General features: G+C 69.7%; 25 protein-coding genes. 12 read left to right on the plus strand and 13 right to left on the minus strand.

Annotated elements, in window-relative coordinates:
• Positions 1-14: 14 nt before the first annotated feature.
• The gene (locus tag LC452_RS06300; RefSeq protein ID WP_374197760.1) at positions 15-1,346 is read right to left on the minus strand and encodes a GAF domain-containing protein; all 1,332 of its coding nucleotides are present in this window, start codon (positions 1,344-1,346) and stop codon (positions 15-17) included.
• 173 nt (positions 1,347-1,519) lie between these two features.
• On the opposite strand from LC452_RS06300, the gene LC452_RS06305 reads away from it, so the two are divergent.
• The 4 genes from LC452_RS06305 to treZ are packed head-to-tail and all read left to right on the plus strand — an operon-like array spanning position 1,520 to position 8,144.
• Positions 1,520-1,813 carry a hypothetical protein gene (locus tag LC452_RS06305; protein WP_223623335.1) on the plus strand — a complete coding sequence of 98 codons (294 nt, stop codon included), beginning with the start codon at positions 1,520-1,522 and terminating at the stop codon, positions 1,811-1,813.
• Entirely contained in the window at positions 1,810-4,020 is a 2,211-nt protein-coding gene (gene glgX / locus LC452_RS06310) for a glycogen debranching protein GlgX (RefSeq protein WP_223623337.1), read from the plus strand. Before LC452_RS06305 ends, glgX begins: the two co-directional genes overlap by 4 nt.
• The gene (gene treY / locus LC452_RS06315) at positions 4,017-6,365 is read left to right on the plus strand and encodes a malto-oligosyltrehalose synthase (protein WP_223623339.1); all 2,349 of its coding nucleotides are present in this window, start codon (positions 4,017-4,019) and stop codon (positions 6,363-6,365) included. The genes glgX and treY overlap by 4 nt, the downstream gene beginning before the upstream one ends.
• Before the next feature lie 30 nt (positions 6,366-6,395).
• The gene (treZ, locus tag LC452_RS06320; protein WP_223623341.1) at positions 6,396-8,144 is read left to right on the plus strand and encodes a malto-oligosyltrehalose trehalohydrolase; all 1,749 of its coding nucleotides are present in this window, start codon (positions 6,396-6,398) and stop codon (positions 8,142-8,144) included.
• Here the strand turns inward: treZ and LC452_RS06325 are convergent.
• Positions 8,141-8,539, minus strand: coding sequence for a hypothetical protein (locus tag LC452_RS06325; protein ID WP_223623343.1), 399 nt, complete (start codon positions 8,537-8,539; stop codon positions 8,141-8,143). The genes treZ and LC452_RS06325 overlap by 4 nt on opposite strands.
• Positions 8,540-8,683: 144 nt before the next feature.
• Between LC452_RS06325 and LC452_RS06330 the strand changes: the two genes are divergently transcribed.
• Positions 8,684-9,253, plus strand: a complete 570-nt coding sequence (locus tag LC452_RS06330) for a hypothetical protein (protein ID WP_223623345.1) — start codon at positions 8,684-8,686, stop codon at positions 9,251-9,253.
• On the opposite strand, the gene LC452_RS06335 is transcribed toward LC452_RS06330, so the two are convergent.
• The 3 genes from LC452_RS06335 to LC452_RS06345 all read right to left on the minus strand — a co-directional run bounded on the left by LC452_RS06335 (position 9,190) and on the right by LC452_RS06345 (position 11,116).
• The gene (locus tag LC452_RS06335) at positions 9,190-9,957 is read right to left on the minus strand and encodes a trans-aconitate 2-methyltransferase (protein WP_223623347.1); all 768 of its coding nucleotides are present in this window, start codon (positions 9,955-9,957) and stop codon (positions 9,190-9,192) included. The genes LC452_RS06330 and LC452_RS06335 overlap by 64 nt on opposite strands.
• Positions 9,958-9,986: 29 nt before the next feature.
• Positions 9,987-10,580: a short chain dehydrogenase gene (locus LC452_RS06340; protein ID WP_223623349.1), complete on the minus strand. Its 594-nt coding sequence runs from the start codon at positions 10,578-10,580 to the stop codon at positions 9,987-9,989.
• 80 nt (positions 10,581-10,660) lie between these two features.
• Positions 10,661-11,116 carry a DUF6069 family protein gene (locus tag LC452_RS06345; RefSeq protein WP_223623351.1) on the minus strand — a complete coding sequence of 152 codons (456 nt, stop codon included), beginning with the start codon at positions 11,114-11,116 and terminating at the stop codon, positions 10,661-10,663.
• Positions 11,117-11,223: 107 nt separating this feature from the next.
• Here LC452_RS06345 and LC452_RS06350 point away from each other — a divergent pair, with 107 nt between their 5' ends.
• Entirely contained in the window at positions 11,224-11,811 is a 588-nt protein-coding gene (locus LC452_RS06350) for a TetR/AcrR family transcriptional regulator (RefSeq protein ID WP_223623353.1), read from the plus strand.
• 53 nt (positions 11,812-11,864) lie between these two features.
• On the opposite strand, the gene LC452_RS06355 is transcribed toward LC452_RS06350, so the two are convergent.
• The 7 genes from LC452_RS06355 to LC452_RS06385 all read right to left on the minus strand — a co-directional run bounded on the left by LC452_RS06355 (position 11,865) and on the right by LC452_RS06385 (position 18,492).
• On the minus strand, positions 11,865-12,812 hold the full coding sequence (locus tag LC452_RS06355; RefSeq protein ID WP_223623355.1) for a manganese catalase family protein: 948 nt from the start codon (positions 12,810-12,812) through the stop codon (positions 11,865-11,867).
• Positions 12,813-12,959: 147 nt separating this feature from the next.
• The gene (locus LC452_RS06360) at positions 12,960-13,106 is read right to left on the minus strand and encodes a hypothetical protein (RefSeq protein ID WP_223623357.1); all 147 of its coding nucleotides are present in this window, start codon (positions 13,104-13,106) and stop codon (positions 12,960-12,962) included.
• A gap of 5 nt (positions 13,107-13,111) precedes the next feature.
• Positions 13,112-13,267, minus strand: coding sequence for a hypothetical protein (locus LC452_RS06365; protein WP_223623359.1), 156 nt, complete (start codon positions 13,265-13,267; stop codon positions 13,112-13,114).
• A gap of 78 nt (positions 13,268-13,345) precedes the next feature.
• Positions 13,346-14,326 (minus strand): ester cyclase, encoded by a 981-nt coding sequence (locus LC452_RS22045; RefSeq protein ID WP_223623361.1) that lies wholly within the window; start codon positions 14,324-14,326, stop codon positions 13,346-13,348.
• A gap of 54 nt (positions 14,327-14,380) precedes the next feature.
• A complete protein-coding gene (locus tag LC452_RS06375) occupies positions 14,381-15,796 on the minus strand; it encodes an FGGY family carbohydrate kinase (RefSeq protein ID WP_223623363.1) in 1,416 nt (471 codons plus the stop codon).
• A gap of 54 nt (positions 15,797-15,850) precedes the next feature.
• Complete coding sequence (locus LC452_RS06380) at positions 15,851-17,005, minus strand: NAD(P)/FAD-dependent oxidoreductase (protein ID WP_223623365.1); 1,155 nt, start codon at positions 17,003-17,005, stop codon at positions 15,851-15,853.
• A 32-nt stretch (positions 17,006-17,037) separates the two neighbouring features.
• A complete protein-coding gene (locus LC452_RS06385; RefSeq protein ID WP_223623367.1) occupies positions 17,038-18,492 on the minus strand; it encodes an APC family permease in 1,455 nt (484 codons plus the stop codon).
• A gap of 207 nt (positions 18,493-18,699) precedes the next feature.
• Between LC452_RS06385 and LC452_RS06390 the strand changes: the two genes are divergently transcribed.
• Genes LC452_RS06390 through LC452_RS06410 form a run of 5 tightly spaced genes read left to right on the plus strand, consistent with a single transcriptional unit; the run spans position 18,700 to position 21,458 of the window.
• On the plus strand, positions 18,700-19,269 hold the full coding sequence (locus tag LC452_RS06390; protein ID WP_223623369.1) for a dihydrofolate reductase family protein: 570 nt from the start codon (positions 18,700-18,702) through the stop codon (positions 19,267-19,269).
• A gap of 24 nt (positions 19,270-19,293) precedes the next feature.
• The gene (locus LC452_RS06395) at positions 19,294-20,037 is read left to right on the plus strand and encodes a GntR family transcriptional regulator (RefSeq protein ID WP_223623371.1); all 744 of its coding nucleotides are present in this window, start codon (positions 19,294-19,296) and stop codon (positions 20,035-20,037) included.
• Complete coding sequence (locus LC452_RS06400) at positions 20,034-20,672, plus strand: HAD family hydrolase (RefSeq protein ID WP_223623372.1); 639 nt, start codon at positions 20,034-20,036, stop codon at positions 20,670-20,672. Before LC452_RS06395 ends, LC452_RS06400 begins: the two co-directional genes overlap by 4 nt.
• A gap of 56 nt (positions 20,673-20,728) precedes the next feature.
• Positions 20,729-21,079 carry a hypothetical protein gene (locus LC452_RS06405; RefSeq protein WP_223623374.1) on the plus strand — a complete coding sequence of 117 codons (351 nt, stop codon included), beginning with the start codon at positions 20,729-20,731 and terminating at the stop codon, positions 21,077-21,079.
• Positions 21,066-21,458: a type II toxin-antitoxin system VapC family toxin gene (locus LC452_RS06410; RefSeq protein WP_223623376.1), complete on the plus strand. Its 393-nt coding sequence runs from the start codon at positions 21,066-21,068 to the stop codon at positions 21,456-21,458. Before LC452_RS06405 ends, LC452_RS06410 begins: the two co-directional genes overlap by 14 nt.
• Positions 21,459-21,470: 12 nt before the next feature.
• Here LC452_RS06410 and LC452_RS06415 read toward each other — a convergent pair whose 3' ends face one another.
• A complete protein-coding gene (locus LC452_RS06415; protein ID WP_223623378.1) occupies positions 21,471-22,898 on the minus strand; it encodes a CCA tRNA nucleotidyltransferase in 1,428 nt (475 codons plus the stop codon).
• 47 nt (positions 22,899-22,945) lie between these two features.
• Between LC452_RS06415 and LC452_RS06420 the strand changes: the two genes are divergently transcribed.
• Positions 22,946-23,551 (plus strand): HD domain-containing protein, encoded by a 606-nt coding sequence (locus tag LC452_RS06420; RefSeq protein WP_223623380.1) that lies wholly within the window; start codon positions 22,946-22,948, stop codon positions 23,549-23,551.
• The last annotated feature ends 7 nt before the right edge of the window (positions 23,552-23,558 follow it).

The following is a 23,558-nucleotide window of genomic DNA, read 5'->3' on the forward strand; positions in this document are numbered from 1 at the left end:
TCGAATCTGCGACGTCAGCTGCGGTCGAGTCGCTCGATCCGCGCGACCAGGGCGGCGCGCTTCGGCGACCGCGCGGGGAGCATCTCGAGCGCGAGTCGCAGCGCCTCGGCATCGCCCTGTCCTTCGGGGATCTCGGCGTAGGCGAGCAGCACGTCGAGGCTCGCCTCGGAGAGCATGACCTCGCGGATCGCGCCGCGCACCGACTCGCGGAACTCCTCGACGCCGGGCGAGGTCGATTCCGGCAGCACCGGACCGCGGTACGCCGTCAGAGCCACGCGGTGCGCCCCGCGGTCGAGCAGCGAGAGCACGTCGTGCGCATCGGTCTCGAGCGCCACCGGCAGCCGGTACGGACGGGACTCCGGCACGAGATCCGGGGCGGTCCGTTCCAACACCTTGCGCAGGCGCACCATCTCGGGCCGCAGGGTGTCGGGAGACACGCCCGGCCCGTAGACCAGTTCGCAGAGCCGTTCGGCGGAGAGGCCCTGGCGATGCACGGCGAGCATGAGCAGGATGGCGGCGTGCCGCGCGCTGAGCTCGATCATCGACTCGTCGTGCGCGGATTCGGTCTCCAGTCGCGCGCGGTCTCTGCCCAGCACATGCAGGGTCGCCCGTGCGGTCTTCAGAGGTCGGGCCTTCGTCGGTGTCGGCCGGGGGCGCGGTGCCTCGCTGCGCTCCCGCAGCCGCGACACCATCAGCTCCGATTCGACGGCCCGTGCGGTCGCATCGACGAGCAGTCGCGCCTGGGTCGTCACCACCTCCGGCCCGCCGGTGATGTCGATGACCCCGAGCACGCGCCGCGTCTCCGGATCGTGCACGGGGGCGGCCGTGCACGACCACGGGTGCACGAGGCGGTTGTAGTGCTCGGCGCCGCGGATCTGCACGGAATGCCCGAGGGTGAGCGCGGTTCCCGGGGCGCTCGTGCCGACGGCATCCTCCGACCAGTTCGCCCCCGCCACGAAGCCCATGTCGTCGGTGAGCGACCGCAGCTGCCGGTCGCCCTCGATCCACAGCAGGCGGCCGGCCTTGTCGCCGACCGCGATGATGACGCCGGAGTCCTCGTCGGTGTCGGGCAGCAGCAGGGCGCGGATCATGTCCATCGCCGACGCCAGCGGGTGCGCGCGCCGATACTCGTCGAGCTCGTCGCTGAGCAGGTCGAGCGGCGGGACGCCCTCGGGCCCGACCCTCCCGCGCCACGACCGCTCCCATGACTCGCGGACCAGCGGACGCACTTCCTGCAGCCGCCGGTCGTCGAGGTTCCCGGCCAGCATCTCCTCATGCGCGCGCTCGATGAGCAGTCGCGATGTCTTCGGAAGCGAATCGCGTGAAACCTGCCACGGTGCAGACACATGTCTCCGATCTTCGAAGATGGTGCGTTCTCCCCAGTGTAGGAGCCGGATGCCGCGGACGACACCGGTATATCGGTCAAAGATATAGCGTGAAAATCTCGTCCTGGCAATGCTGTTCCCAGAATCTCCGCCGGCTCCTAGCGTGAGCACCATCACCAGAGTCAGGAGGTCTCATGTCTGTACGCACCCCCGTCCCCACTGGCTCCGAGACACACGTCGCCCACGAGGTCGATGCACCGTCCGCCGCCCCCGAGCTGACCCACCATCTGATCGACTTCGATCGCTATGTCATCAGCCGCAACGGACCCATCGGCTACGTCGAGGTCGTCGCCCCGGTCTTCGTCTGCTACCTGGGTCACCCCTACGCGCAGGCCGAGGAGATCGCCCAGGTCCTCGAGTTCGAGCGCGCCGTGCAGATCGTCGCCGAACGGGCCACCCCCTCGCCGCGGCCTAAGCTCGCTCCATGAGTCTTGAGATCTGGCCAGGATCGGCATACCCGCTCGGAGCGACCTTCGACGGACAGGGAACCAACTTCGCCCTCTTCAGCGAGGGCGCCGAAAAGGTGGAGCTCTGCCTGTTCGACGACGAGGGCGGCGAGCAGCGGGTCGCGCTCACCGAGGTGGATGCCTTCGTCTGGCACGGGTACCTCCCCGTCGTACAGCCGGGGCAGCTGTACGGGTATCGCGTGCACGGTCCGTTCGACCCCGCCGAAGGCAAGCGCTTCAACCCGAACAAGCTGCTGCTCGACCCCTACGCCAAGGCGGTCTCCGGTCGCATCGAATGGGGACAGGCGCCGTTCGGCTACGACTTCGGCGACCCCGATTCCCGCAACGACGACGACTCCGCGGCATCCATGGTCAAGGGCGTCGTCATCAACCCGTTCTTCGAGTGGGCCGGCGACCGGCTGCCGAAGACGCCGTACGCGCAGACCGTGATCTACGAGGCGCACGTGAAGGGCTTGACCGAGCGGCACCCCGAGATCCCGGAAGAGCTGCGCGGCACCTACGCCGGCATCGCGCACCCCGCGATCATCGAGCACCTCGGCCGCCTCGGCGTGACGGCGCTCGAGCTGATGCCCGTGCACCAGTTCGTCGATGACTCCGTGCTCGAGGAGAAGGATCTCTCGAACTACTGGGGCTACAACACGCTCGGCTTCTTCGCTCCGCACAACGACTACTCCTCGAGCGGTGAGCACGGGCAGCAGGTGCAGGAGTTCCGGGCCATGGTCCGGGCGCTGCACGCGGCCGGCATCGAGGTCATCCTCGACGTGGTCTACAACCACACGGCCGAGGGCAACCACATGGGGCCCACGATCTCCATGCGCGGCATCGACAACGAGGCGTACTACCGCCTCGAAGAGGACAAGCGCTACTACACGGACTACACCGGCACGGGCAACAGCCTGAACGCGGGAAGCCCGCACGCGCTGCAGCTGCTGATGGACTCGCTGCGCTACTGGGTGACCGAGATGCACGTCGACGGCTTCCGCTTCGACCTCGCCTCGACCCTCGCCCGCGAGTTCTACGACGTGGACCGGCTGTCGACCTTCTTCGAGCTCGTGCAGCAGGACCCGATCGTGTCGCAGGTGAAGCTCATCGCCGAGCCGTGGGACGTCGGGCCCGGCGGCTACCAGGTCGGCAACTTCCCGCCGCAGTGGACGGAGTGGAACGGCAAGTACCGCGACACGGTCCGTGACTTCTGGCGCGGCGAGCCGCAGGCGCTCGGCGAGTTCGCCGCCCGCCTCACCGGATCGGCCGACCTGTACGAGCACTCAGGGCGTCGCCCGGTCGCCTCGATCAACTTCGTCACCGCGCATGACGGATTCACCCTGCGCGACCTCGTCTCCTACAACGAGAAGCACAACGAGGCGAACGGCGAGGACAACAACGACGGCGAATCGCACAACCGCTCCGACAACATGGGTGTGGAGGGGCCGACCGACGACGAGGCCGTGAACCGACGTCGCGCGCGTCAGCAGCGCAACTTCCTCGCCACCCTGCTGCTCTCGCAGGGTGTGCCGATGATCTCGCACGGCGATGAGCTGGGGCGCACCCAGGCCGGCAACAACAACGGCTATGCGCAGGACAACGAGCTCACCTGGATCGACTGGGACGCGGCCGACCAGCCGCTGATCGAGTTCACGTCGGCCGTCGCGCGCCTGCGCCGTCGGCATCCGACCTTCCGCAGGAGCCGGTTCTTCGACGGCCGTCCGGTCGATGTCGACGATGAGCGCATCGCCGACGTCGTGTGGCTCCGCCCCGACGGCAGCCCGATGAAGCCGGCCGACTGGGACTCCGGTTTCGGACGACTGGTGGGCATGTTCCTCAACGGTCAGGGCATCCGCGAGAAGGACATCCGCGGGCGAGCGGTCACCGATGTGAACTTCATCGTGTACTTCAACAGCGGTGACGACCATGTCGACGTGGTGCTGCCGGATGCGCGGCACGGCGAGCACTGGCACGTCGCGGTCGACACGGCGGGCGAGCTGGCCGACGGCTCCGACCATGCGGCGGGCTCGCGGCTGACCATCGAGGCGAAGGCTCTGCTCGTGCTGCAGGAGGTCGACGGACCGGAGCCCTCGACCGACGATTCGGTCGATGCGTCGCTCCGGATGCAGAACGACCAGGCCGACGGGGTGGCTCCGGCGCCGAGAGCAGAACAGGCGACCACATGACGCGGCGGCCCATCTCGACCTACCGACTCCAGATCAGCGAGAGCCTCCCCCTCGACGAGGCGGCGGGGCTCACCGGATACCTCGCCGACCTCGGCGCGGACTGGGCGTACCTCTCTCCGCTCCTCGCGGCCACGCCGGGCTCGAACCACGGCTACGACGTGATCGATCACTCGCGGGTCGACCCGACCCGTGGCGGGGAGGCGGGGCTCGAGCGCTTCGCCGCATCCGCACGAGACGCGGGTCTCGGCATCCTCGTCGACATCGTGCCCAATCACGTCGGCGTCGCGAAGCCGCGGCTGAACCCGTGGTGGTGGGACGTGCTGCGTCTCGGACGCGAATCGCGGCATGCGGTCGCGTTCGACATCGACTGGCCGGCCGGAGGCGGGAGGCTGCTCATCCCGATCCTGGGTTCGGCGCCCGACGAGGTGATCTCCCGGGACGAGATCGTGATCGACACCGAGCCCGCCGACGACGCGCCCGACGGCACGCTCTCGTACTTCGACCACGTGCTCCCGCTGGCTCCCGGGTCGGGCGAGCTCGCCGACGATCTGCCGGCACTGCTGGCCGCGCAGCACTACGAGCTGCGGTTCTGGGAGGACCAGAACACCGAACTCAACTACCGACGGTTCTTCGCGGTCGTCGAGCTGGCCGGCATCCGGGTCGAACTGCCCGACGTGTTCGCGGAGTCGCACCGCGAGATCGTCCGCTGGGTGCGCGACGGCCTCGCCGACGGCATCCGCGTGGATCACCCCGACGGCCTGGCCGACCCTGCCGGGTATCTGGAGCAGTTGGCGGATGCCACGGGCGGGGCGTACACGCTCGTCGAGAAGATCCTCGAACCGGGCGAGCCGCTGCCGTCGTGGTGGCGCACCGACGGCACCACGGGCTACGACGCCCTCGCCGAGATCGACCGGGTGCTCGTCGACCCCGACGGCGTCGAGGCGCTCGACCGCCTCGACGCGCGTCTCCGCGCGGAGACCGGGCTGCCCGAGGCGGCATCCTGGCCCGACCTCATCCACTCCACGAAGCGGATGATCGCCGACGAGCTGCTCGCGTCGGAGGTGCGGCGACTCGTCCGCACGCTGCCGCACGGAGTCGTGCACGCCGACGATGCCCTCGCCGAGCTGCTGACCTGCTTCCCCGTCTACCGCTCGTACCTGCCGGAGGGCATCGCCCACCTGCAGCACGCGTTCGCCGACGCCCGGCGTCGGCGCCCCGATCTCGCGACGGCGTTCGACGAGCTGGAGCCGCTGCTCGCGGATCCGGCGCTCGAGGTCGCGCAGCGCTTCCAGCAGACCAGCGGCGCGGTCATGGCGAAGGGCGTGGAGGACACCGCGTTCTACCGATACACCCGCCTCGGCACACTCACCGAGGTCGGTGCGGATCCGTCGATCGCAGCGCTGTCCGTGGACGGGTTCCACGAGGCCCAGGAGGTGCGGCTCGCCACCTGGCCGCATTCCATGACGACGCTGTCGACGCACGACACGAAGCGCTCGGAAGACGTGCGCGCACGACTGACCGTGCTCTCCGAGATCCCCGATCGCTGGAGCGAGGTGCTCGACGAGCTCCGCGCCGTCGCCACCACGGGGCACGGCCCCCTCGACGCGATGCTGTGGCAGGCCGCGGTCGGAGCCTGGCCGCTGTCGTCGGAGCGGTTGCTGGCCTACGCCACGAAGGCCGCCCGGGAAGCGTCGGAGGCGACTGCGTGGCAGCATCCGGATGCCGACTTCGAGGAAGGTCTCGCGGCCATCGCGCGGTCGATCGACGGCGATGCGCGCCCGATCCTCGACCGCTTCGTCGCCGAGATCGTGGAGCCCGGACGGTCCAACTCGCTGTCGGCGAAGCTGCTGCAGCTGACCGGACCCGGCGTGCCCGACGTCTACCAGGGCACGGAGCTGTGGGACCTGTCGCTCGTCGACCCCGACAACCGACGCCCGGTCGACTTCGCCGCGCGAGCGCGCCTGCTGACAGAGCTCGATGCCGATGTCGCCCGCGGCATCCTTCCTCCCGTCGACGACTCGGCGCGGGCGAAGCTGCTCGTGACGTCGCGCGCCCTGCGTCTTCGCCGCGACAATCCCGAGCTGTTCCGCGTACACCGCGCGGCGGTCGTCGAGGGCGAGGCCGCGGAGCACGCGGTCGCCGCCCACCGCGGAGGCGTGACGGTCGTGACGACACGCCTGCCCGTCGGGCTGGCGCGACGGGGCGGGTGGGGCGACACGGTCGTGATGCGCCCCGACGTGCCGGGAACCGACGTGCTCACGGGCCGGCGGATCGAGCCCGGCCCGGTACGTCTCGCGGAACTCCTGGAGACGTATCCGGTGGCGTTGATCGAGGACGCCCGATGAGCGGAGTCGCACGATGATCGGAGTCGCACGGTGATCGAGGTCTGGGCGCCGCGCGCGCGGCGGATGCGGGTGCGGCGGCTCGACGAGCAGGGCGCGACCCTCGAGGAGCGGGAGTTGGATGCCGGCACCGCAGGGCGCTGGCACACCGACATCGACCTCGCCGACGGCGACCGCTACGGCTTCCTGATCGACGACTCCGAGCAGCTGCGCCCCGACCCGCGTTCCCGACGGCAGCCCGACGGGGTGCACGGGCCGTCTGCGGCGTTCGATGCGGAGGCCTTCACGTGGAGCGACGGATCGTGGACCGGTCGGCAGCTCGCGGGTGGACTGATCTACGAGCTGCACCTCGGCACGTTCACCCCCGAGGGCACTCTCGACGCGGCGATCAAACGCCTCGACCACCTCGTCGAGCTCGGCGTCGCGCACGTCGAGCTGCTGCCGGTCAACGCCTTCAACGGCGCGTGGAACTGGGGCTACGACGGCGTGCTCTGGTACGCCGTGCACGAGGGCTACGGCGGCCCGCACGCCTATCAGCGGTTCGTCGACGCGGCGCATGCGCACGGGTTCGCGGTGGTGCAGGACGTCGTCTACAACCACCTCGGCCCGAGCGGCAACTACCTGCCGGAGTTCGGTCCGTACCTGCGCGAGGGCAGCCGCAACACCTGGGGCGACTCGATCGATCTCGACGAGCCCGCCGTGCGCGCGTTCATCATCGAGAACGCGCTGATGTGGATGCGGGACTTCCATGTCGACGGGCTCCGGCTCGATGCCGTGCACGCCCTGCACGACGAGCAGCCCGTGCACATCCTGCGCGAGCTCTCGGAGCGGACGGATGCGCTCTCGGCGCAGCGCGGTCTCCCGCTCAGCCTCATCGCCGAGTCGGATCTGAACGATCCGACGCTGATCCTCCCGCGCGAGGCCGGGGGCTACGGACTCACCGCGCAGTGGTCCGACGACTGGCACCACGCCGTGCACGTCGCCCTCACCGGAGAGACGGTCGGGTACTACGCCGACTTCGCCGCGGAGGATGCCGTCGCCAAGGTCTCGGAGGGCGGCTTCTTCCACGACGGCACGTTCTCGTCGTTCCGCGATCGCCCGCACGGCTCGCCGATCCCGCCCGAGGTGCCGACCTGGCGCCTGGTGACGTTCGCGCAGGATCACGACCAGATCGGCAACCGGGCCGCGGGCGACCGGCTGTCGGCCTCCCTCTCGCCCGACCGCCTCGCCGTCGCCGCCGTGCTCACTCTGACCGCACCCGGCACTCCCATGCTGTTCATGGGCGAGGAGTGGGGTGCATCGACCCCGTGGCAGTTCTTCACCGCGCACCCGGAGGCCGAGCTCGGACGCGCCGTCTCCGAGGGACGCAAGGCCGAGTTCGCGCGGATGGACTGGGACACCGACACCGTGCCCGATCCGCAGGACCCGGCGACGTTCGAGCGCTCGCACCTCGACTGGACCGAACTCGAGGATGCGACGCACGCGCGACTCCTCTCGCTCTACCGCGATCTCGCGGCGCTGCGGCGGGCCCGACCGGAGCTGACCGATCCCGACTCGCTGCGCACACGCGTGAGCGTGCAGGAGACCGACGGATCGCCGGAGCACCGCGTCTACCGGATCGACCGCGGTGAGCTGTCGGTGCTCGTCAACCTGTCGGCGACGCCGGCGGAGTTCGCGGTCGGGGCGGATGCCGCAGTGCTGCTGTCGACCGCACCGGTGACGGCGGATGCCGGAACGCTGGTGCTGCCACCGGACTCGGCAGCGATCTCCGGCCGGGTCTAGCCCCAGAAGACGGGCAGGAACGACGCGACGAAGCCGAGCACGGCGGCGCCGAGCATGACGAACGAGATCGTCAGGCAGGCACGCTCGACGGGCGATCGCGCCTCGACGCGCATCCGCTCCGGGTCACGGTCCGAGACGTAGCCGATCGGCTCGGGGAGTTCGGCGAGGTGGCGGGCCTCCGACGACGTGAGCGATCGCGAGCAGGTGCGTCCGCCCGCCGACCACAGCGCCATCGGCCGGTCCTCGAGGTCGTCGAGCACGGCGATCGGAATGCGGGTGTGCGGACCTTGCACGCTCCGGGTCAGCAGGCCGATCCCGAGCAGCGGGAGGCCGACGATGAGCCCGACCCAGGCGATGATCTCGCCCACCACGCCGACGGCATCGATGATCTCCACGGTCAGCTCCCCGACGGGGTCTGCGGCGAAGTGATCACGAAGCCGAGCCTACCCGCGGTGGACCGTCCGGACGCTCGGAGCACGGCTGCATGGGTTCCGTGTGGAGGCGTTCCGCTCTCTCCGAGGCGGGCATAGGACAGAGACATGACCCTCACGGACATCCTGCCCACGATGCGTTTGAGCATCCCCTCCCCCATCGCCGTCGACGCGTGGCCCGTCCACACGCACCCGACCGTCTCCGACGTGATCGTCGCCGGCGTCTCTCTGATCCGGCTCGCCGAGAACAGCGGCACCCCGGCCGTGCTCTCGGGGGATCTTCCCCGCCCGGGGCGGCCGCGCGAACGCGGACTCACCGGCGGGACGGACGTCACGGTGCTGGTGTTCCGGATCACGCTGCGCGTGGACACCCAGGAGGACAAGCGGATCGCGCTGACCGACTGCACGTTCGACGGCGTCACCGCACTGTGGGGCGAGTGCCGGCTCATCGGACGCGCCTCGTGCAGCCGGAGCACGCGCATCGAGCTCATCCCCGGTGATGTCGGTGACGCGTCGTGGCCGCACCCCGTCGCCCTGCTGCCGTCAGACCTGCGGGAAGGCGACCTCGTCGCCGTCCCCTGCGTCGGCGCGGCATCCCTCCATGACGTGCGCCCTCAGCTGCGGGGCGAAGGCGTGGCGGCATCCGTCGGCCGGAGCACGATGAGCCACGAGGAGTAGTGCTCGACCACGCGCCCGCCCAGGTCGCGGGCGGCAGAAGCCGCCCGGTCGACCTCTTCGGCGGACCAGTTGCTGAAGGTGGCGAACAGCCGGCGCACCTGGTCGGCGTCGAGCTCGATGTCCCACCGGAACCGGGAGATGTCGGCGACCGTGAAGAGACCGGATGCCGTCAGCGATGCCGCGGTCGCCGCGGCATCCTCGGTGTCGGTGCCCGCGTCGTCGGGCGCCTGACGGTCGCGCACGATCCTGACCACCTGCTCGCGGAACGGCGTCACCGGAGCGGCGGTATCACCGAAGATGTTCCGCCAGACGAGCAGGTGCCCGTCGGCGGCGAGAGCCCGGTGCAGCTTCGGGAGGAGGATCCCGAGGTCCATCCAGTGGATGGCGGTGGCGACGACGGCGAGGTCGAACGACTCCGGCGGGAGCTCCACGTCCTCGGCGCGGCTGATGAGCACGGTGGCCTCGGGATGCCGCATCCGGAGCTGTGCGGCGAGCCGAGGACCCGGTTCGACCGCGGTCACCGACAGCCCCGCCGCCAGGAGCGGACCCGTCGCCTGCCCCGTGCCGGCGCCCAGGTCGACGGCGCGGCGCCCCGGCTGCAGAACGCCGAGCTCGCGGATGGCATCCCACAGTGCGGGCGGGTAGGGCGGCCGAGCTGCCGCGTACTCGTCGGCCAGCCCTTCGAAATGCCGGGGGTCACGCATGCCGAGAGCCTAGCCCCGGCATGCCCTGCTCAGACGGCGAGGACGCGGCCGTTGATCATGCCTTCGACGGCGCGGACGTAGGCGGTGCCCACCTCGTCATCGGTCACCGGGCGGTGCCCCGGGAAGGCGGCGTGGTAGCCGGGCGAGTTCGCGAGGACGTCGGGCGAGACCGCGTTGATGCGGATGCCGCGCGGCGCCTCGGCGGCGGCGGTGAGCACGAACGACTCGAGGGCGCCGTTCGCCATCGCGGCGGCCGCGCCGGTCGCGATCGGCTCGCGCGCCAGCACCCCGCTCGTCAGCGTGATCGAACCGCCGTCGCGCACATGCGGGAGCGCCTGGGAGAGGACGTCGATCTGCGCGAGCGTCTTCTTCATGAACGCGGCGAGATAGTCGTCGCGGGTGAGTTCGGTGAGCGCCTTGAAGCCGACGGAGCCGACCGCGACCACCACGGCGTCGACGTCGTCGAGTCCGGCGAAGAGCTCGCGGACGGATGCCGGATCGGTGACGTCGACGGAGGGTTCGGAGTTCCGCGAGGCTCGGATGACCTCGTGACCACGGCTCTCGAGAGTGGTCGCGACCACGCCGCCGATGCTGCCTGTCGCGCCGATCACCAATGTGCGCATGTCCGGGTTCCCCTTCGTCTGAGTCTGCGCACGGCCGTGCACAGCGCCTCCAACGTACCTCCCGGGGATGTGCGCGCGGCTCAGACGACGCGTGCCGCCGTCTGACGCGTCGTCCGCATCGCGAGCGCGTAGGCCGGCACGGCCACGGCGACGACGACGAGGTGCATCAGCATCAGGGCGATCACGGCGGGCGTGGTCGTGCCCGGGATGAATCCGAAGACGAGGAGCAGCACGTCGGGCACGAACGAGAGCACTGTGAGCACCGGCACGAGAACCGAGAGCGTGCGACGCGGGTCACGGGCGCGCCGGTGCACGAGCACCCACCCGGCCCAGCCGGCGGCCACGCCCAGGGTCGTGAAGAGCGCGTAGGCCGGGAAGGTGAGCGGACCGTAGGTCGACGGCGCGCCCGCGGCGATCGCGACGGCCGCGACAGCCGCGTTCACGGCGACGGCGACGATCACGGCGGCGATGAGGATGACAGCGGTGCGGAGCCGCGGTCGCGAGGCGACCTGCTCGGCGGTGGGTGAGGCGGTCATGGCGTGCTCCTTGGTCGGATGGTGCGGTCCGACGGAGATTACGGTTCCCGTCAGTCCCGTTATTCGGATACGGTACCAGGCGTTCCCGGAATGTACAATGGGTGCTCATGGACAGTGGCGAAGAGTCGAGGGCATCGGGTCGCCCCCGCGATCCGGAGGTGGAGCGCGGCATCCTCGCCGCCACGCAGGACCTGCTGGTCGAGAGCGGGTACGCGGGAACCACGATCGCCGGTGTCGCGAGCCGGGCGCAGTGCGGCAAGTCGGCGATCTACCGGCGGTGGAGCTCGAAGGTCGATCTCGTCGTCGCCGCGGTGCGAGCCCTGCACATCACGACCGAGACTGCGGACACCGGATCGCTGCGGGGGGATCTGGTCGCCGCCGCGATGCACTTCGCCCGCGCGGACGAGCGTTCGGGACGAGTGCTCGCGAGCCTGCTGAGCGAGATCGGGCGCGATCAGGAGCTGCAGGACGTCGCCTACCGCACGATCGGCGAGCCTCCGGTGGCCGCACTGGTCGCGGTGATCGAGCGCTGGATCGAGCGCGGCACCGTGCCGGCCGACGTGCCGGTCGCTCTCATCGCGGGCATCGTGCCGACGGCGGCCTTCGGCAGCGTCGTGCTGCGTCAGCGATCGCTCGAGGCCGCGGCGGTCGAGGAACTGGTCGACTTCGTGCTGCTCCCCGCGTTGCGCGTCTGAAGCGGAGAGAGGGCTCAGGAGGCGTGCGCGCGCATCGCGCACGCCCCCGATGCTCAGAGGCGGCCGAAGGTGGCGTCGATGTCGGCCATCTCCATGGCCGCCGTCGCCTCGATGAGTGCGCGGAGCTCGTCATCCGCGCCGGGAGAGAACTCCTCCAGACGCTCGGGCGAGATCGTCATCGGAGCGCCGACCGGCGCCTGCTCGCTGGCGTCGAGCTCCGTGCCGTCGTTCGAGGGCGATGCACCCTGGAAGATCTTGCCCGCCTCGGACTGCGCGGTGAGATCGAACGAGTACTGCTTGCTCTGCAGACCCAGATCGAGGAGCTTCTTCACTTCGGGGAAGCTCTCGGCGTTCGTCTTCGGGATCGGCAGCGATGTGCGCCAGTTCACACCGAGGGTCTCGAGCGCCTTGGCATAGGCGTTCTCATGCGCCTGGTCCCGCACGATGAGGTACGAGATCGTGCTGCGGGCCATCTTGTTGTCGGTCATCTCGTAGAGCCGGCATTTCTGCAGGCGCCCGGTCGACTCGAGCATGAGGTTGTAGAGCAGGTCGAGCACGAGGTTGCCCGAGTTGTAGACGTAGCTGCCCGACCAGGGGTTTCCGACCGCGTCGACCGGCAGAGCACCCTGCGCGCCCACGAGGTAGTGGTGGATGTTGCTCGTGTCGACGGCGATGCTCAGAGGGGTCGCGCCGCCCGCTCCGGGCTTGTCCACGGGATCGGTCGGCTTGCCCTGATACTGCGGCGATCCGTCGAGCAGTCGCGAGATGGTCGTGCCGATCAGCTCGACGTGGCTGATCTCCTCGGTGCCGATGCCCTGGATGAGATCCTTGTACGGCTTGCCGTCCGGGCCGCGGAAGTTGATGCTCTGGAACAGGTACTGCATCATCGTGCGCATCTCGCCGAACTGTCCGCCGAGACCTTCCTGCAGGGCATTCGCTGCGGCGGGATCCGGCTCGTCCTGCGCGATCTCGTTGATGAATTCTTGAACGTGGAAGTACATGGGGAGCCTCCGTCGGCTGTGGGGATGTCGGCTCAGCGTGCGCGCCTGCACGGATATCCGTTCACCCCTCGACGGATCATGCACGACGCCGTACCATGGCCGACCCTTGATCTCGGGCGGCCGTCGTACGGCGTCGTGTCGATCGGCTCAGTCCTGCGTCTCGCCGTCGACGACGGCGTCCTCCGCCGCCTCCTCGGCTGCGGCGCCCTCTTCCGGGGACTCGGCCCCTCCGCTCGAGGCGGATTCATCCGAGGCGGCCTCGTCGGGCTGCCGTGCAGAGTCATTCGCGTTCATGGTCGTCAGCCTCCCGACGGGTTCTCGAGGGGCTTCCCGTTCTCGTCCGTCGTCTCCTCGTCGAGAAGCTTCTGGACGTCGTCGGGAGTGCCGCCGGCTGGTGCGTCGGCGGCTTCGACCGCATCTGCGCCCTCATTCTGGTTCTTCGGATCGCTTGTCATCCGGCGAACGTATGCTCTTGGCTCCCGCCGAGGGAGGGGGTTGACCATCGGCCTCGAGCGGAGGCCGACCCGTTCGGGTCAGTAGATGTTGGACGGCCCCACCGGCTCGTCGCCCCTCGTGCTCGCGATTTGGGTGCGCAGCGCGATGTCGTCCCAGAGCCGCACCTCCTTCACGATGCGCCCCTCGTGCAGCGTGAACTGCGAGATGCCGAGCAGGTCGATCGGCGTGCCGGTGAGCGGGCCGTAGTTTGGCACGCCCGTGTAGTCGCCGACGAACTTCCACGTGACGGCGACGCGCGTGCCGGCGTAGCGCACGTCGTGGTGCGCCTGCACGTCGCGCACCTCGAACTGCCCGGCCGGGAACGACTCCAGCAGCGAGAGCAGGGCGCGGCGGTACCCCTCGGGACGGATGACGTGCCGGTTCCCCACGGTGAGCAGGGTGAGGTCCCGGTGGAAGAACGTCTCGACCGCGTGCAGGTCGCGGTCGTTCCACACGGTCCGGATCATCTCGAGCACCGTCTCTACCTCGGCGCGGTGCTCGTCGGGGCGGACACCCGAGTCGCCGGCGGAGATCGGATCGGCGGGCGCGGCATCCGCCCAGCTCGCCACGTACCCGCGGAACAGGCACTCACGCGCGACCTCGTCAGGGTCGAGTCCGTCCTGCAGCGCCTCGGCGAGGGTGTCGCGTACGACCCACTCCTCGACCATGCGACCGCAGCGGTACAGGCAGTTGGCGATCGTGCGGCTCACCCGCGGTGACAGCAGGTCGCCGACGACCACGAGGTGCGAGCTGAGGAACGCGTCGTCGCCCCGCGCCTCCCACACGATGTCCTCGGTCTGGCTGACCCGGTCGGGCGCCTCGGCGATGCGCATCAGGGTGCCCTCGAGCACCTCGTCGCGGGTCGTCGCGGTGCCGAAGCCGCCGTGCACGATCGAGTCGGGCTCGTAGTTCTCGCGGATGAAGCTGATCGAACGGTCGACCCAGATGAGGTCGGTCACCTCGCGGATGAAGTCGTCGGGGTCGGTGTACGGCTGGTAGGCGACGGGATCGAGGGCCACGGTTTCACTCCTGGTTGCGGGGGTCGAGACGGGAAGGTCGAGGCGGGAAGAGGGTCAGGCGAGGGAATCGGCGACCGAGCGCCAGCGGTCGGAGAACTCCGCCGCACGGGCATCCGACCACTGCGGCTCGAACGTCTGCGAGGGCGACCAGGCGACGATCGCGTCCTCGAGGGCGAGCTCCGGGTTCATGGCGCAGCGGGCGAGCGCGGCAGCGCCGAGCGGGGTCGCGTGCTGTGACGGATACACGTCGACCGGGATGCGCATCAGGTCGGCCACGGCCTGCATGAGCACCCGGCTCTGGGTGAGGCCGCCGTCGACGCGCAGTCGCTGCAGCGGCTGACCGAGGTCGGATGCCATGGCGCGGGCGAGCTCGGCGACCTGGGCCGCGATGCCCTCCAGCACCGCGCGCACGAGATGCTCGCTGCCGGTCGACAGCGTCATGCCGGTGAAGGTGGCGGTGGCATCCGGTCGCCACCAGGGAGCCGCGAGCCCGGCGAGCGCGGGCACGCAGAGCACCCCGTGGGAGTCGTCGGCAGCGACCCGGTCGAGATCGGCGGCGGTGTCGATGAACGTCAGCCTCTCGAGCCACTGCACGGCGGACGCCGCGGTGTACACCTGCCCGTCGAGGCAGTAGGTGTTCTGGCCGCCCTGCTGCCAGGCGACCGACGACGACAGGCTCGCCGACGACCGCACCGCCGTGTGCCCGGTGTTCGCGAGCAGGAACGCGCCGGTGCCGAAGGTGCACTTCGCCTCACCCGGCTGCAGGCAGTTCTGCGCGACGAGCGCGGCCTGCTGATCCACGATCAGGCCGCCGACGGATGCCGTACCGCCGAACGCGGTGGTGGACCCTGCGATGTCGTCGCACGCGAGGATCGTCGGCATCCGCTCGTCGCCGAGTCCGAAGAGGTCGAGCAGGCCGGCATCCCACGTCGCGGTGTCGAGGTCGAGCACGAGCGATCGGCTGGCGGTCGAGGCATCCGTCACGAACTCGCCGGTCAGCTGATGCAGCAGCCAGGTGTCGGAGGTGGTCACGACGCCTTCGCGGGTGACGTTCCTGCGCAGCCAGGCCTGCTTCGGAGCGCTGAAGTACGGATCGAGCACGAGGCCGGTGCGCGCGGCGATGTCGTCGGCGTGGTCCCGCAGCTCCGCGCACACGGACTCCGACCGCCGGTCCTGCCACACGATCATGTTCGACAGCGGCAGGCCGGTGTCGGGATCCCACGCGAGCACGGTCTCGCCCTGGTTCGCCAGAGTCACGATGTCGATGTCGGTCCTCGCCTGGTTGGCGGCGATCCGTCCGGCGCGCAGCACGGAGTCGAGCACCGCCTGCGGATCGTGCTCGACGCCGCCGCCGGGCAGATAGGTCGGGCGCACCGACACCTCGCTGAGGGCCAGCACCTCGCCGGCCTCATCGACGACGACGGCCTTGGTGCCGGACGTGCCCTGATCGATCGCCAGAACGGTGGTCATGGGATTCCTTCGGTGGGGCGCGGGGCGGAGGCTCGATCCCTCCGCCCCACGGGTTCAGGGGGTGGTGGGGTGACGGTGGCGCGCGGTGCGCAGCCACCAGGGACCTTCGGATGCCGGTGGCCCGGCGACCGTCGGCGGATGAAGCTCACCCACCTCGATGCCGAGTTCGGGCAGGATGTCGGCGACATGGTCGGCGATGCCGAGCGAGGCCGTGAGGCCGGTCGAGCGGATCGCGGCGACGTTGATCAGCCGGTCGCTCTTCGCCGACCGGCCGATCACGTAGTTGCTGCCGCGGCCGGCCGGACGCAGGCCCGCGTAGCTCGCGATCGGCTCGAGACCCTCGAGGGCCGGGAACTGCTGCACGGCCTTGGCGAGGATCTCGTCGTGCGCTTCGGGGCGCACCGACCAGTCCTCCTTGTCGTCGAGGTCGACAGCCGTGGGCCCGGCGACGACCTTGCCGTCGAGGGTCGGGAAGACGAGCACCCCCTTCGTGCGCTTCGTCGGCACGGGCAGGATGATGCGGTCGAGCGTCTGACCCTCGGGCAGCTCGAACACGAAGAACTCGCCTTTGCGCGGGTAGATCTCGAAGGACTCGTCACCCACGAGGCGGGCGACCTCGTCGGCGTACAGGCCCGCGGCGTTGATGGCGGCCGCGACCTCGAAGCGCCGGCCGTCCGCGGTCGCGAGTGCCAGGCCATCGTCGATCGCGGAGATGGCGGTGACCCGGGCATCGAGCTCGATCCGCGCTCCCGCCGCGACGGCCGATGCGGCGAGCGCGAGCGCGAACGCGACCGGGTCGCTGACCGACTCCCCCTGAACGAGCAGGGCGCCGTCGGATTCGCGCACCTCGACCTGCACCCCGTTCGCTGCCGCGTTCGCGGCGAGTGCGCGCACGGTCTCGTGGTCTTCGGCGGTGCGCGGCACGAGCTCGGCGCCGGTGGGGATGACCGGCACGCCGAGCGCGTCGAGGATCGCCGGTCGGATGCGGGCGGCGCGCAGGATCAGCTCCGTCTCGAGCTCTCCCGGCGTCGAGTCGAAGCCGGTGTGCAGGATGCCGGAGTTGGTACCGCTCGCCGCGAGCGCCAAGGCCGGCTCGGACTCGAGGAGCACGGCATCCACCCCCCGATGAGCGAGCGTGTAGAGCAGGGCCGATCCCACGATGCCTCCGCCGATGATGGCGACAGGGCGGGACGGAGAGTGCGACGACATGGTGGGTCTTCCTTCGGTGTTCAAGAGCAGTCTTACGCGGTCGGGGTGGCGCTGTCTTCAGGAACGCTGTCTTCGTCGAAGGTGCGGTCGACATCGGCCATGTCCGGCATCGTCAGGCCCTTCCGCCCGCGGGTCGCGAGCAGGTAGACGAGATAGGCGATGCCGACGACGAGCATGATGCCGATGTACAGCCGCGGCTGCTCGAACGACGCGTCGCGGAAGATCAGCAGTTCGTAGACCAGCCAGATGCTCGCCAGGATCAGGACCGGGATCTCCCAGCGGCCGAGACGGAAGCCGCGGCTCGCGGGGAGCGACTTCCGCTTGACGATGTACAGCAGCACGGTTCCTGCGTAGATGATCGCCGGCAGCAGTGTCGCCGCCGAGAACAGGATGAAGAGGGCGTCGTCGGTTCCGCTGAAGATCGCGAGGATCGCCTGCGTGATCACGAGGTAGCCGACGGTCGCCGCGATCGGCGTGTGCCGGCTGCGGTGCACGCGGCTCAGCAGCTGCCAGGCGGGGAAGCGCTCGTCGCGCGACATCGCCCAGATCAGCCGGGTGCCGCTGAGGGTGATGACGAGCCCGCACGAGAAGATCGAGACCACGACCAGCACGAGCAGCGCCTTGCCGACGACGGGGCCGAGCACCGCGGTGATCACGGTCGCGACGGGGGTCGCGGACTTCGCGAGTTCGGCGGTGTCTCCGGCGAGCGCCGTGACGGCGATGAGGAACAGCATCCCGAGCACTCCGAGCGCGATGACGGCCTGCACCATCGCGCGCGGGATGACGCGTTCGGGGTTCTTGGTCTCCTCGGCGAGGTTGGCGGCCGACTCGAAGCCGACGATCGTGAACGCCCCGAGCAGGAAGGCGAGCGGGAAGGGACCGGCATCCGTGAGGCCGCCGAAGTCCCAGTAGGCCGCCTCGGCGACCGGCGCCGTCGCGAAGAGCTGGCTGAAGTCCAGGCGTCCGAGGGCGGCGCCCACCGCGAACAGGAGCACGGTGATGCCGATCATGCCGATGATCTGCACGGTGACCGCGACCTCGTTGACCCGATTGGTCACCTTGGTGCTGAGGGCCACGAGGATCGCCTGCAGCAGCATGACGACCGCGGTGATGACCCAGCAGTTGGCGGGTGTCGGACTGTAGCCGAAGAGCTCGGGGAGGATCGTGGCCGCGATCGTGTAGTCGACCGCCACGACGACGATCACGAGGAAGGCGAACGACACCCAGCCGGTGAGCCAGCCGAGGATCGGATTCGCGAGGCGCGAGACCCACTGGTAGGCGTAGCCGCTGATCGGGATGCGTGCGGCGAGGGCCCCGAAGATGAGGGCGACCATCGTCTGGCCGACGACCGCGATCGGCCAGGCCCAGATTCCCCGCGGTCCGCTGCTGTTCAGAACGGCACCGTAGGTCGTGAAGATGCCGGTCGCGATCGAGACGAAGCCGAAAGCGACGGCGAAGGAGGCGTAGAGGCCCAGTTCACGCTTCATGCGGGGCGTGCTCTGACCCGAGGCAGGTGCGGGGGGTGCGGTGGGTTCCATGAGTCGACCTTCGTTGGACGGATTGGTATAGACCATCTTGGTCTATACCAAGAAGCTAGTGCTCTCATCGGATGCTGTCAACCTCCGCCTCCCGATTGCCAAATCACTACATACGTTGTAGTTTGAAGTACGACATCTGTTGTGAATGGAGAGATCATGCGTGAACTCGTGTACTACGTCGCCGTCAGTCTCGACGGCTACATCGCCGGCCCGCAGGGCGAATTCGACGCGTTCCTCATCGAGGGCGACCACATGGACGCGATCAACGACCGCTTCGCCGACACCATCCCGACGGATGCCGCCACAGCACTCGGCATCCGGCAGGAGCGCACGGAGTTCGACACCGTGCTGATGGGCTGGAACACCTACGCGATCGGCGGCGCCCCCAGCCCCTATCGCCACCTCCGGCAGATCGTGTTCAGCCGCACGCATACGGCCGAGGGCGAGAACCTCGAGGTGACGGCCGAGGATCCGCGATCCGTCGTGCGGCGGCTCAAGCAGGAGGACGGCGGAGCGATCTGGCTCTGCGGCGGCGGGGCACTCGCCGCGACGCTCGCCGAGGAGATCGACCGGCTCGTCCTCAAGCGGCAGCCGCTGCTGTTCGGCGACGGCATCCCGCTGTTCGGCGACCGGCCGTACCAGCCGGAGCGGTTCGAACCCGTGGAGACGACCGCCTTCCGCACCGGCGTCGTCGTGTCGGAGCTGGTCCGCCGACGCGAAGGGTGACGGCCAGCGGGTAGCGTGTCAGGCGTGAGCACGGACGCGGACCCCTCCCCCTCGGCGAGGGCCGGCGAGCCCGCGTATCTGCGCATCGCGACCGCCCTGCGCTCCCGCATCGAGTCGGGCGAGTTCGCGCCGGGCGCTCCCCTGCCACCCGAGCGCGATCTCTGCGTGGAACTCGGTGTCAGCCGCATGACTCTGCGCCGTGCCCTCGGCGTGCTCGAGCACGACGGTCGCGTGCACCGCGATGCGACCCGCGGCACTTTCGTCTCCGCCCCGCGCGTGCAGCTGCGCCTGGGATCGTTCTCCCAGGAGGTCGTCCGCGCGGGGCGCAACCCGGGAGCCGAGCTGTTCTGGGCCGAGGAGCGCCCCGCCGACGTCGAGGTCGCCGCCGGTCTCGGCGTCTCCCCCGGGCACCCGGTCTACGCGCTGCAGCGCCTGCGGCGCTCCGACGACGAGCCTCTCGCCGTCGAGACGACGTACTACCGCGCCGACCTCGTCCCCGGCCTGCTGGACGGCGACCTCACCGGCTCGCTGTGGGAGGAGATCCGTCGCCGGTTCGAGCTGCGACTCGCGCGCACCTCGGCCGAGCTCGAGGTCGTCGTGCTCGACAGCGAGATGAGCGCGCACCTCGGAGCCCGCCAGGCGGCCGGAGGGCTGCAGCTCACCCGCCGCACGTTCATCGACTCCGGCGAATGCCTCGAGTACGCGGTCGACGTGTACCGCTCCGATCGGGTCTCGCTGCTCATCGAGCGGACCGTGGACGACGAGTGATCACGGTCTTCGACCTCGACGGGGTGCTCAGCCGCGCCGACACGATGGCGACGCTGGTCTTCACGCGGTTGCGCGCACGACCCTGGCTGGTGTTCCCGATCGGGGTTCTCTCCGCGGTCGCGGCACTCGCGACCCCCGAAGGGGAACTGCGGCCGCGGTGCAATCGCGCGGTCGTGCACCTCGCGCTGGCCGGGATGTCGGAGGAAGGCTACCGGCGGCTGGCTGAACGGACCGCCCGGCGACTTGCGGCACGACGCGACAACACCACCCCCGAGATCGTGGACGCAGCCCGTGCGGCGAGCGACGCCGGGGCATGCCTGGTGACGACGGCGACCGAGAGGTTCCTCGCGCAGCGGTTCCTGGCGGCGATCGGCGTGCACGGCGCGGAGGTGCATGCGTCCGAGTTCGTCTTCTCGCCCGCCGGGCCGAGGTTCCGGACGCACAACGTCGGGCGGCGGAAGGCCTTCGCCTTTCGGGCCGCGCATCCGACGGGACGCATCGGACGCTTCTACACCGACTCGGCGAGCGATCTGCCCCTTGCCGAGCTCGCGCGAGATGTCGTCCTCGTCGGGCCCTCGCGTCGATCGGCGACGGCGTTCGAACGTACCGGAATACGATTCCGCCGGGTCGACTGAGACCCTTCTTCCGACTGTCGCGGATTGCTAGCATTATGCTGTCGAGGAGGTGCGGCATGGCTACGGTGACGATCCGTAACCTGAGCGACGAGGTGGTGGCCGCGCTCAAGGAGCGCGCGCGACGCAACTCCCGCTCCATGGAGGCCGAGGCGCGCGAAGCGCTGATCAAGCTGGTCGAGGAGAACGACGAGAGCGGTATCGAGCAGAACCTCGCACGACGGCTGCCGCCGCCGAGGCGCTGGTCCGTTCCGGCGGAAGAGATCATGGCGTGGGTCGACGCCAATCCGGCGTCCGAGGAAGAGAAGCAGGCGGCGGCGGAGTGGGTGGAAGAGCTGCGCGCGGAGCGCGAGAACCCGATCTTCGACTACCGGATCCAGGACCCCTGGAAGCGCAATGCTCCTGCTTGACACGAACGTGCTCATCCAGATCAAGGACGTGCGGCTGCCGTCGGAAGACGTCGTCCTGAGTGCACTCACCTACGCGGAGTTGCGCTTCGGCGTCGAAGGAGCAATCGACCCCCGAGCGCGACGTCGGAGGCTGGCAGATCTTGCGCGGGTGAACGCGATGTTCCCGACGCCGTGGTTGCCCTTCGATCAGACCGCTGCCGAGTCATACGCTCGCCTTGCCGCCCGTGCGGCGACGCGGCGCGCATCCCACGCTCGGAGCACCGACATCATGCTGGCCGGCCACGCGAATGCCCTGGGCGCGAAACTCGTCACATTCAACACGAAGGACTTCGAGCTCGTCGGCGACCTCGTCGAGATCGTGGTGCCCGAGCTGCGCTGACCGCGCTGCGCGTCAGCCCCGCGCCGCCCACCATTCGCGCAGCCGCTGCTCGGCGACCTCGGCCCCGAGCACTCCCTCATCGAGCCGCAGATCGAGCAGGAAGCGGTAGGCCTCGCCCACTTCGCGGCCGGGCTTGATGCCCAGCACCTCCTGGATGCGGTTGCCGTCGACCTCGGGGCGAATCGAGTCGAGCTCCTCCTGCTCGCGCAATGCCGCGATGCGCGACTCGATGTCGTCGTACGCGCCCGCGAGCCGCTGCGCCTTGCGCTTGTTGCGCGTCGTGACGTCGGCGCGGGTGAGGATGTGCAGCCGCTCGAGCAGGTCGCCCGCGTCGCGCACATAACGGCGCACCGCGGCATCCGTCCACGCCCCCTCGGCGTAGCCGAAGAAACGCAGGTGGAGTTCGATGAGGGTGGCGACGGCCTCCGTCGTGTCGGTGTCGAAGCGCAGCGCCTGCAGCCGCTTGCGCGCCATGCGCGAGCCGACGATGTCGTGGTGGTGGAACGTGACCACCCCGCCGTCTTCGAGCTTGCGGGTGCGGGGCTTGCCGATGTCATGCAGCAGCGCGGCGATGCGCAGAGGCACGTCGGGAGCGGCGCCCGGATGCCGAGAATGCTCGAGCGCGATCGCCTGGGTCAGCACGGTGAGCGAGTGCTCGTAGACGTCCTTGTGGTGATGGTGCTCGTCGACCTCGAGGCGCAGGGCGCTGACCTCGGGAAGGAACTCCTCGATGAGGTTCGTCTCGACCAGTACGCGGATGCCGCGCACCGGGTCGTCGGACTGCATCAGGCGCACGAGCTCGGACTGGATGCGCTCCGGGCTGACGATCTCGATCGTCGCGCGCAGCTGCTCGATCGCGTCGAACGTGTCGTCGTCGACGCGGAACCCGAGCTGGGCGCTGAAGCGCGCGGCGCGCAGCATCCGGAGCGGGTCGTCGCCGAACGAGATCTTCGGGTCGGCGGGCGTGCGCAGGACGCCGGCGACGAGGTCTTCCACTCCGCCGGTCGGATCGACGAGTTTGACCGACGGCACCTGCAGCGCCATCGCGTTGACGGTGAAGTCGCGGCGCACGAGGTCGCCCTCGATCGAGTCGCCGAACTCGACGGTCGGCTTGCGCGTCACGCCGTCGTAGCTGTCGGCGCGGTACGTCGTGATCTCGACCTGCTCGCCCTGCACGCGGGCACCGATCGTGCCGAACGCGCGACCGATATCCCACTGCGCGGTCGAGATCGGCTTCACGATGCGGAGGATGTCGTCGGGCGACGCGTTCGTCGTGAAGTCGAGGTCGTGCGTCTCGCGCCCGAGCAGGGCATCGCGCACCGGACCGCCGACCACGGCGAGGTCGAACCCCGCCTCGGCGAACGACGTCGCGAGGGTGCGGACGACCGGATTCTCGGCGAGCGCACCGAGACGGAGGAGGCCGTCGGCCATGTTGAGCATGGGTTCCAGCGTACCGGGGCGGGTGCGGGCGTATTCTGACGAGCATCATGCACCTGAGCGATTTCACACCGCCCGCCACGCCCGCCGCCCGCGCGGCCCGGGCTCTGGCAGAGCGCTACCACTCCCAGTCGATGCAGAACCATGTGATCCGGTCGTGGCTGTGGGCCGAGGCCTTCGCCGCCGTCGAGGATCGCGGCGACATCGATCACGAGCTGTTGTACGTGTCGGCTCTGCTGCACGACATCGGCATCGTGCCCGAGTACGACAACGTGAACCTGTCGTACGAAGAGGCAGGCGGACACGTCGCGGTCGCCCTGACCACGGGCGCCGGATGGGAGGCGGATCGCAGCACGCGTGCACTGGAGGTCGTCATCCGCCACAACTGGCCGTCCGTCGATCCGGCGATGGATGTCGAGGGCTACCTGCTCGAGACCGCCACGGCGCTCGACATCTCCGGCGCGCGCGCCGACGCTCTCCCGGCATCCTTCCTCGATGAGGTGCTCGCCGAGTACCCGCGCCTGCAGCTCGCGCGCGAGTTCGGCGACGGCGTCACCGATCAGGCCGCGCGCAAGCCGCACACCTCGGCGCGGCGACTCGTCGACGGCGGTGTGGTCGGAAAGCTGGCGAACCACCCGCTCGAACGATCGGTCTGAGCAGGAG

Source organism: Microbacterium sp. EST19A, assembly GCF_019969685.1.
Lineage (GTDB): Bacteria > Actinomycetota > Actinomycetes > Actinomycetales > Microbacteriaceae > Microbacterium.

Bases quoted from the DNA above. Each gene is read 5' to 3' on its own strand.
- LC452_RS06350 (WP_223623353.1), top strand. From the start codon at position 11,224: ATGGACAGTGGCGAAGAGTCGAGGGCATCGGGTCGCCCCCGCGATCCG.
- LC452_RS06410 (WP_223623376.1), top strand. From the start codon at position 21,066: ATGCTCCTGCTTGACACGAACGTGCTCATCCAGATCAAGGACGTGCGG.
- LC452_RS06305 (WP_223623335.1), top strand. From the start codon at position 1,520: ATGTCTGTACGCACCCCCGTCCCCACTGGCTCCGAGACACACGTCGCC.
- LC452_RS06335 (WP_223623347.1), bottom strand. From the start codon at position 9,957: ATGCGTGACCCCCGGCATTTCGAAGGGCTGGCCGACGAGTACGCGGCA.
- LC452_RS06330 (WP_223623345.1), top strand. From the start codon at position 8,684: ATGACCCTCACGGACATCCTGCCCACGATGCGTTTGAGCATCCCCTCC.
- LC452_RS06345 (WP_223623351.1), bottom strand. From the start codon at position 11,116: ATGACCGCCTCACCCACCGCCGAGCAGGTCGCCTCGCGACCGCGGCTC.
- LC452_RS06365 (WP_223623359.1), bottom strand. From the start codon at position 13,267: ATGACAAGCGATCCGAAGAACCAGAATGAGGGCGCAGATGCGGTCGAA.
- glgX (WP_223623337.1), top strand. From the start codon at position 1,810: ATGAGTCTTGAGATCTGGCCAGGATCGGCATACCCGCTCGGAGCGACC.
- LC452_RS06390 (WP_223623369.1), top strand. From the start codon at position 18,700: ATGCGTGAACTCGTGTACTACGTCGCCGTCAGTCTCGACGGCTACATC.
- LC452_RS06415 (WP_223623378.1), bottom strand. From the start codon at position 22,898: ATGCTCAACATGGCCGACGGCCTCCTCCGTCTCGGTGCGCTCGCCGAG.
- LC452_RS06405 (WP_223623374.1), top strand. From the start codon at position 20,729: ATGGCTACGGTGACGATCCGTAACCTGAGCGACGAGGTGGTGGCCGCG.
- LC452_RS06340 (WP_223623349.1), bottom strand. From the start codon at position 10,580: ATGCGCACATTGGTGATCGGCGCGACAGGCAGCATCGGCGGCGTGGTC.
- LC452_RS06385 (WP_223623367.1), bottom strand. From the start codon at position 18,492: ATGAAGCGTGAACTGGGCCTCTACGCCTCCTTCGCCGTCGCTTTCGGC.
- LC452_RS06375 (WP_223623363.1), bottom strand. From the start codon at position 15,796: ATGACCACCGTTCTGGCGATCGATCAGGGCACGTCCGGCACCAAGGCC.
- LC452_RS06420 (WP_223623380.1), top strand. From the start codon at position 22,946: ATGCACCTGAGCGATTTCACACCGCCCGCCACGCCCGCCGCCCGCGCG.
- LC452_RS06380 (WP_223623365.1), bottom strand. From the start codon at position 17,005: ATGTCGTCGCACTCTCCGTCCCGCCCTGTCGCCATCATCGGCGGAGGC.
- treY (WP_223623339.1), top strand. From the start codon at position 4,017: ATGACGCGGCGGCCCATCTCGACCTACCGACTCCAGATCAGCGAGAGC.
- LC452_RS06355 (WP_223623355.1), bottom strand. From the start codon at position 12,812: ATGTACTTCCACGTTCAAGAATTCATCAACGAGATCGCGCAGGACGAG.
- LC452_RS06360 (WP_223623357.1), bottom strand. From the start codon at position 13,106: ATGAACGCGAATGACTCTGCACGGCAGCCCGACGAGGCCGCCTCGGAT.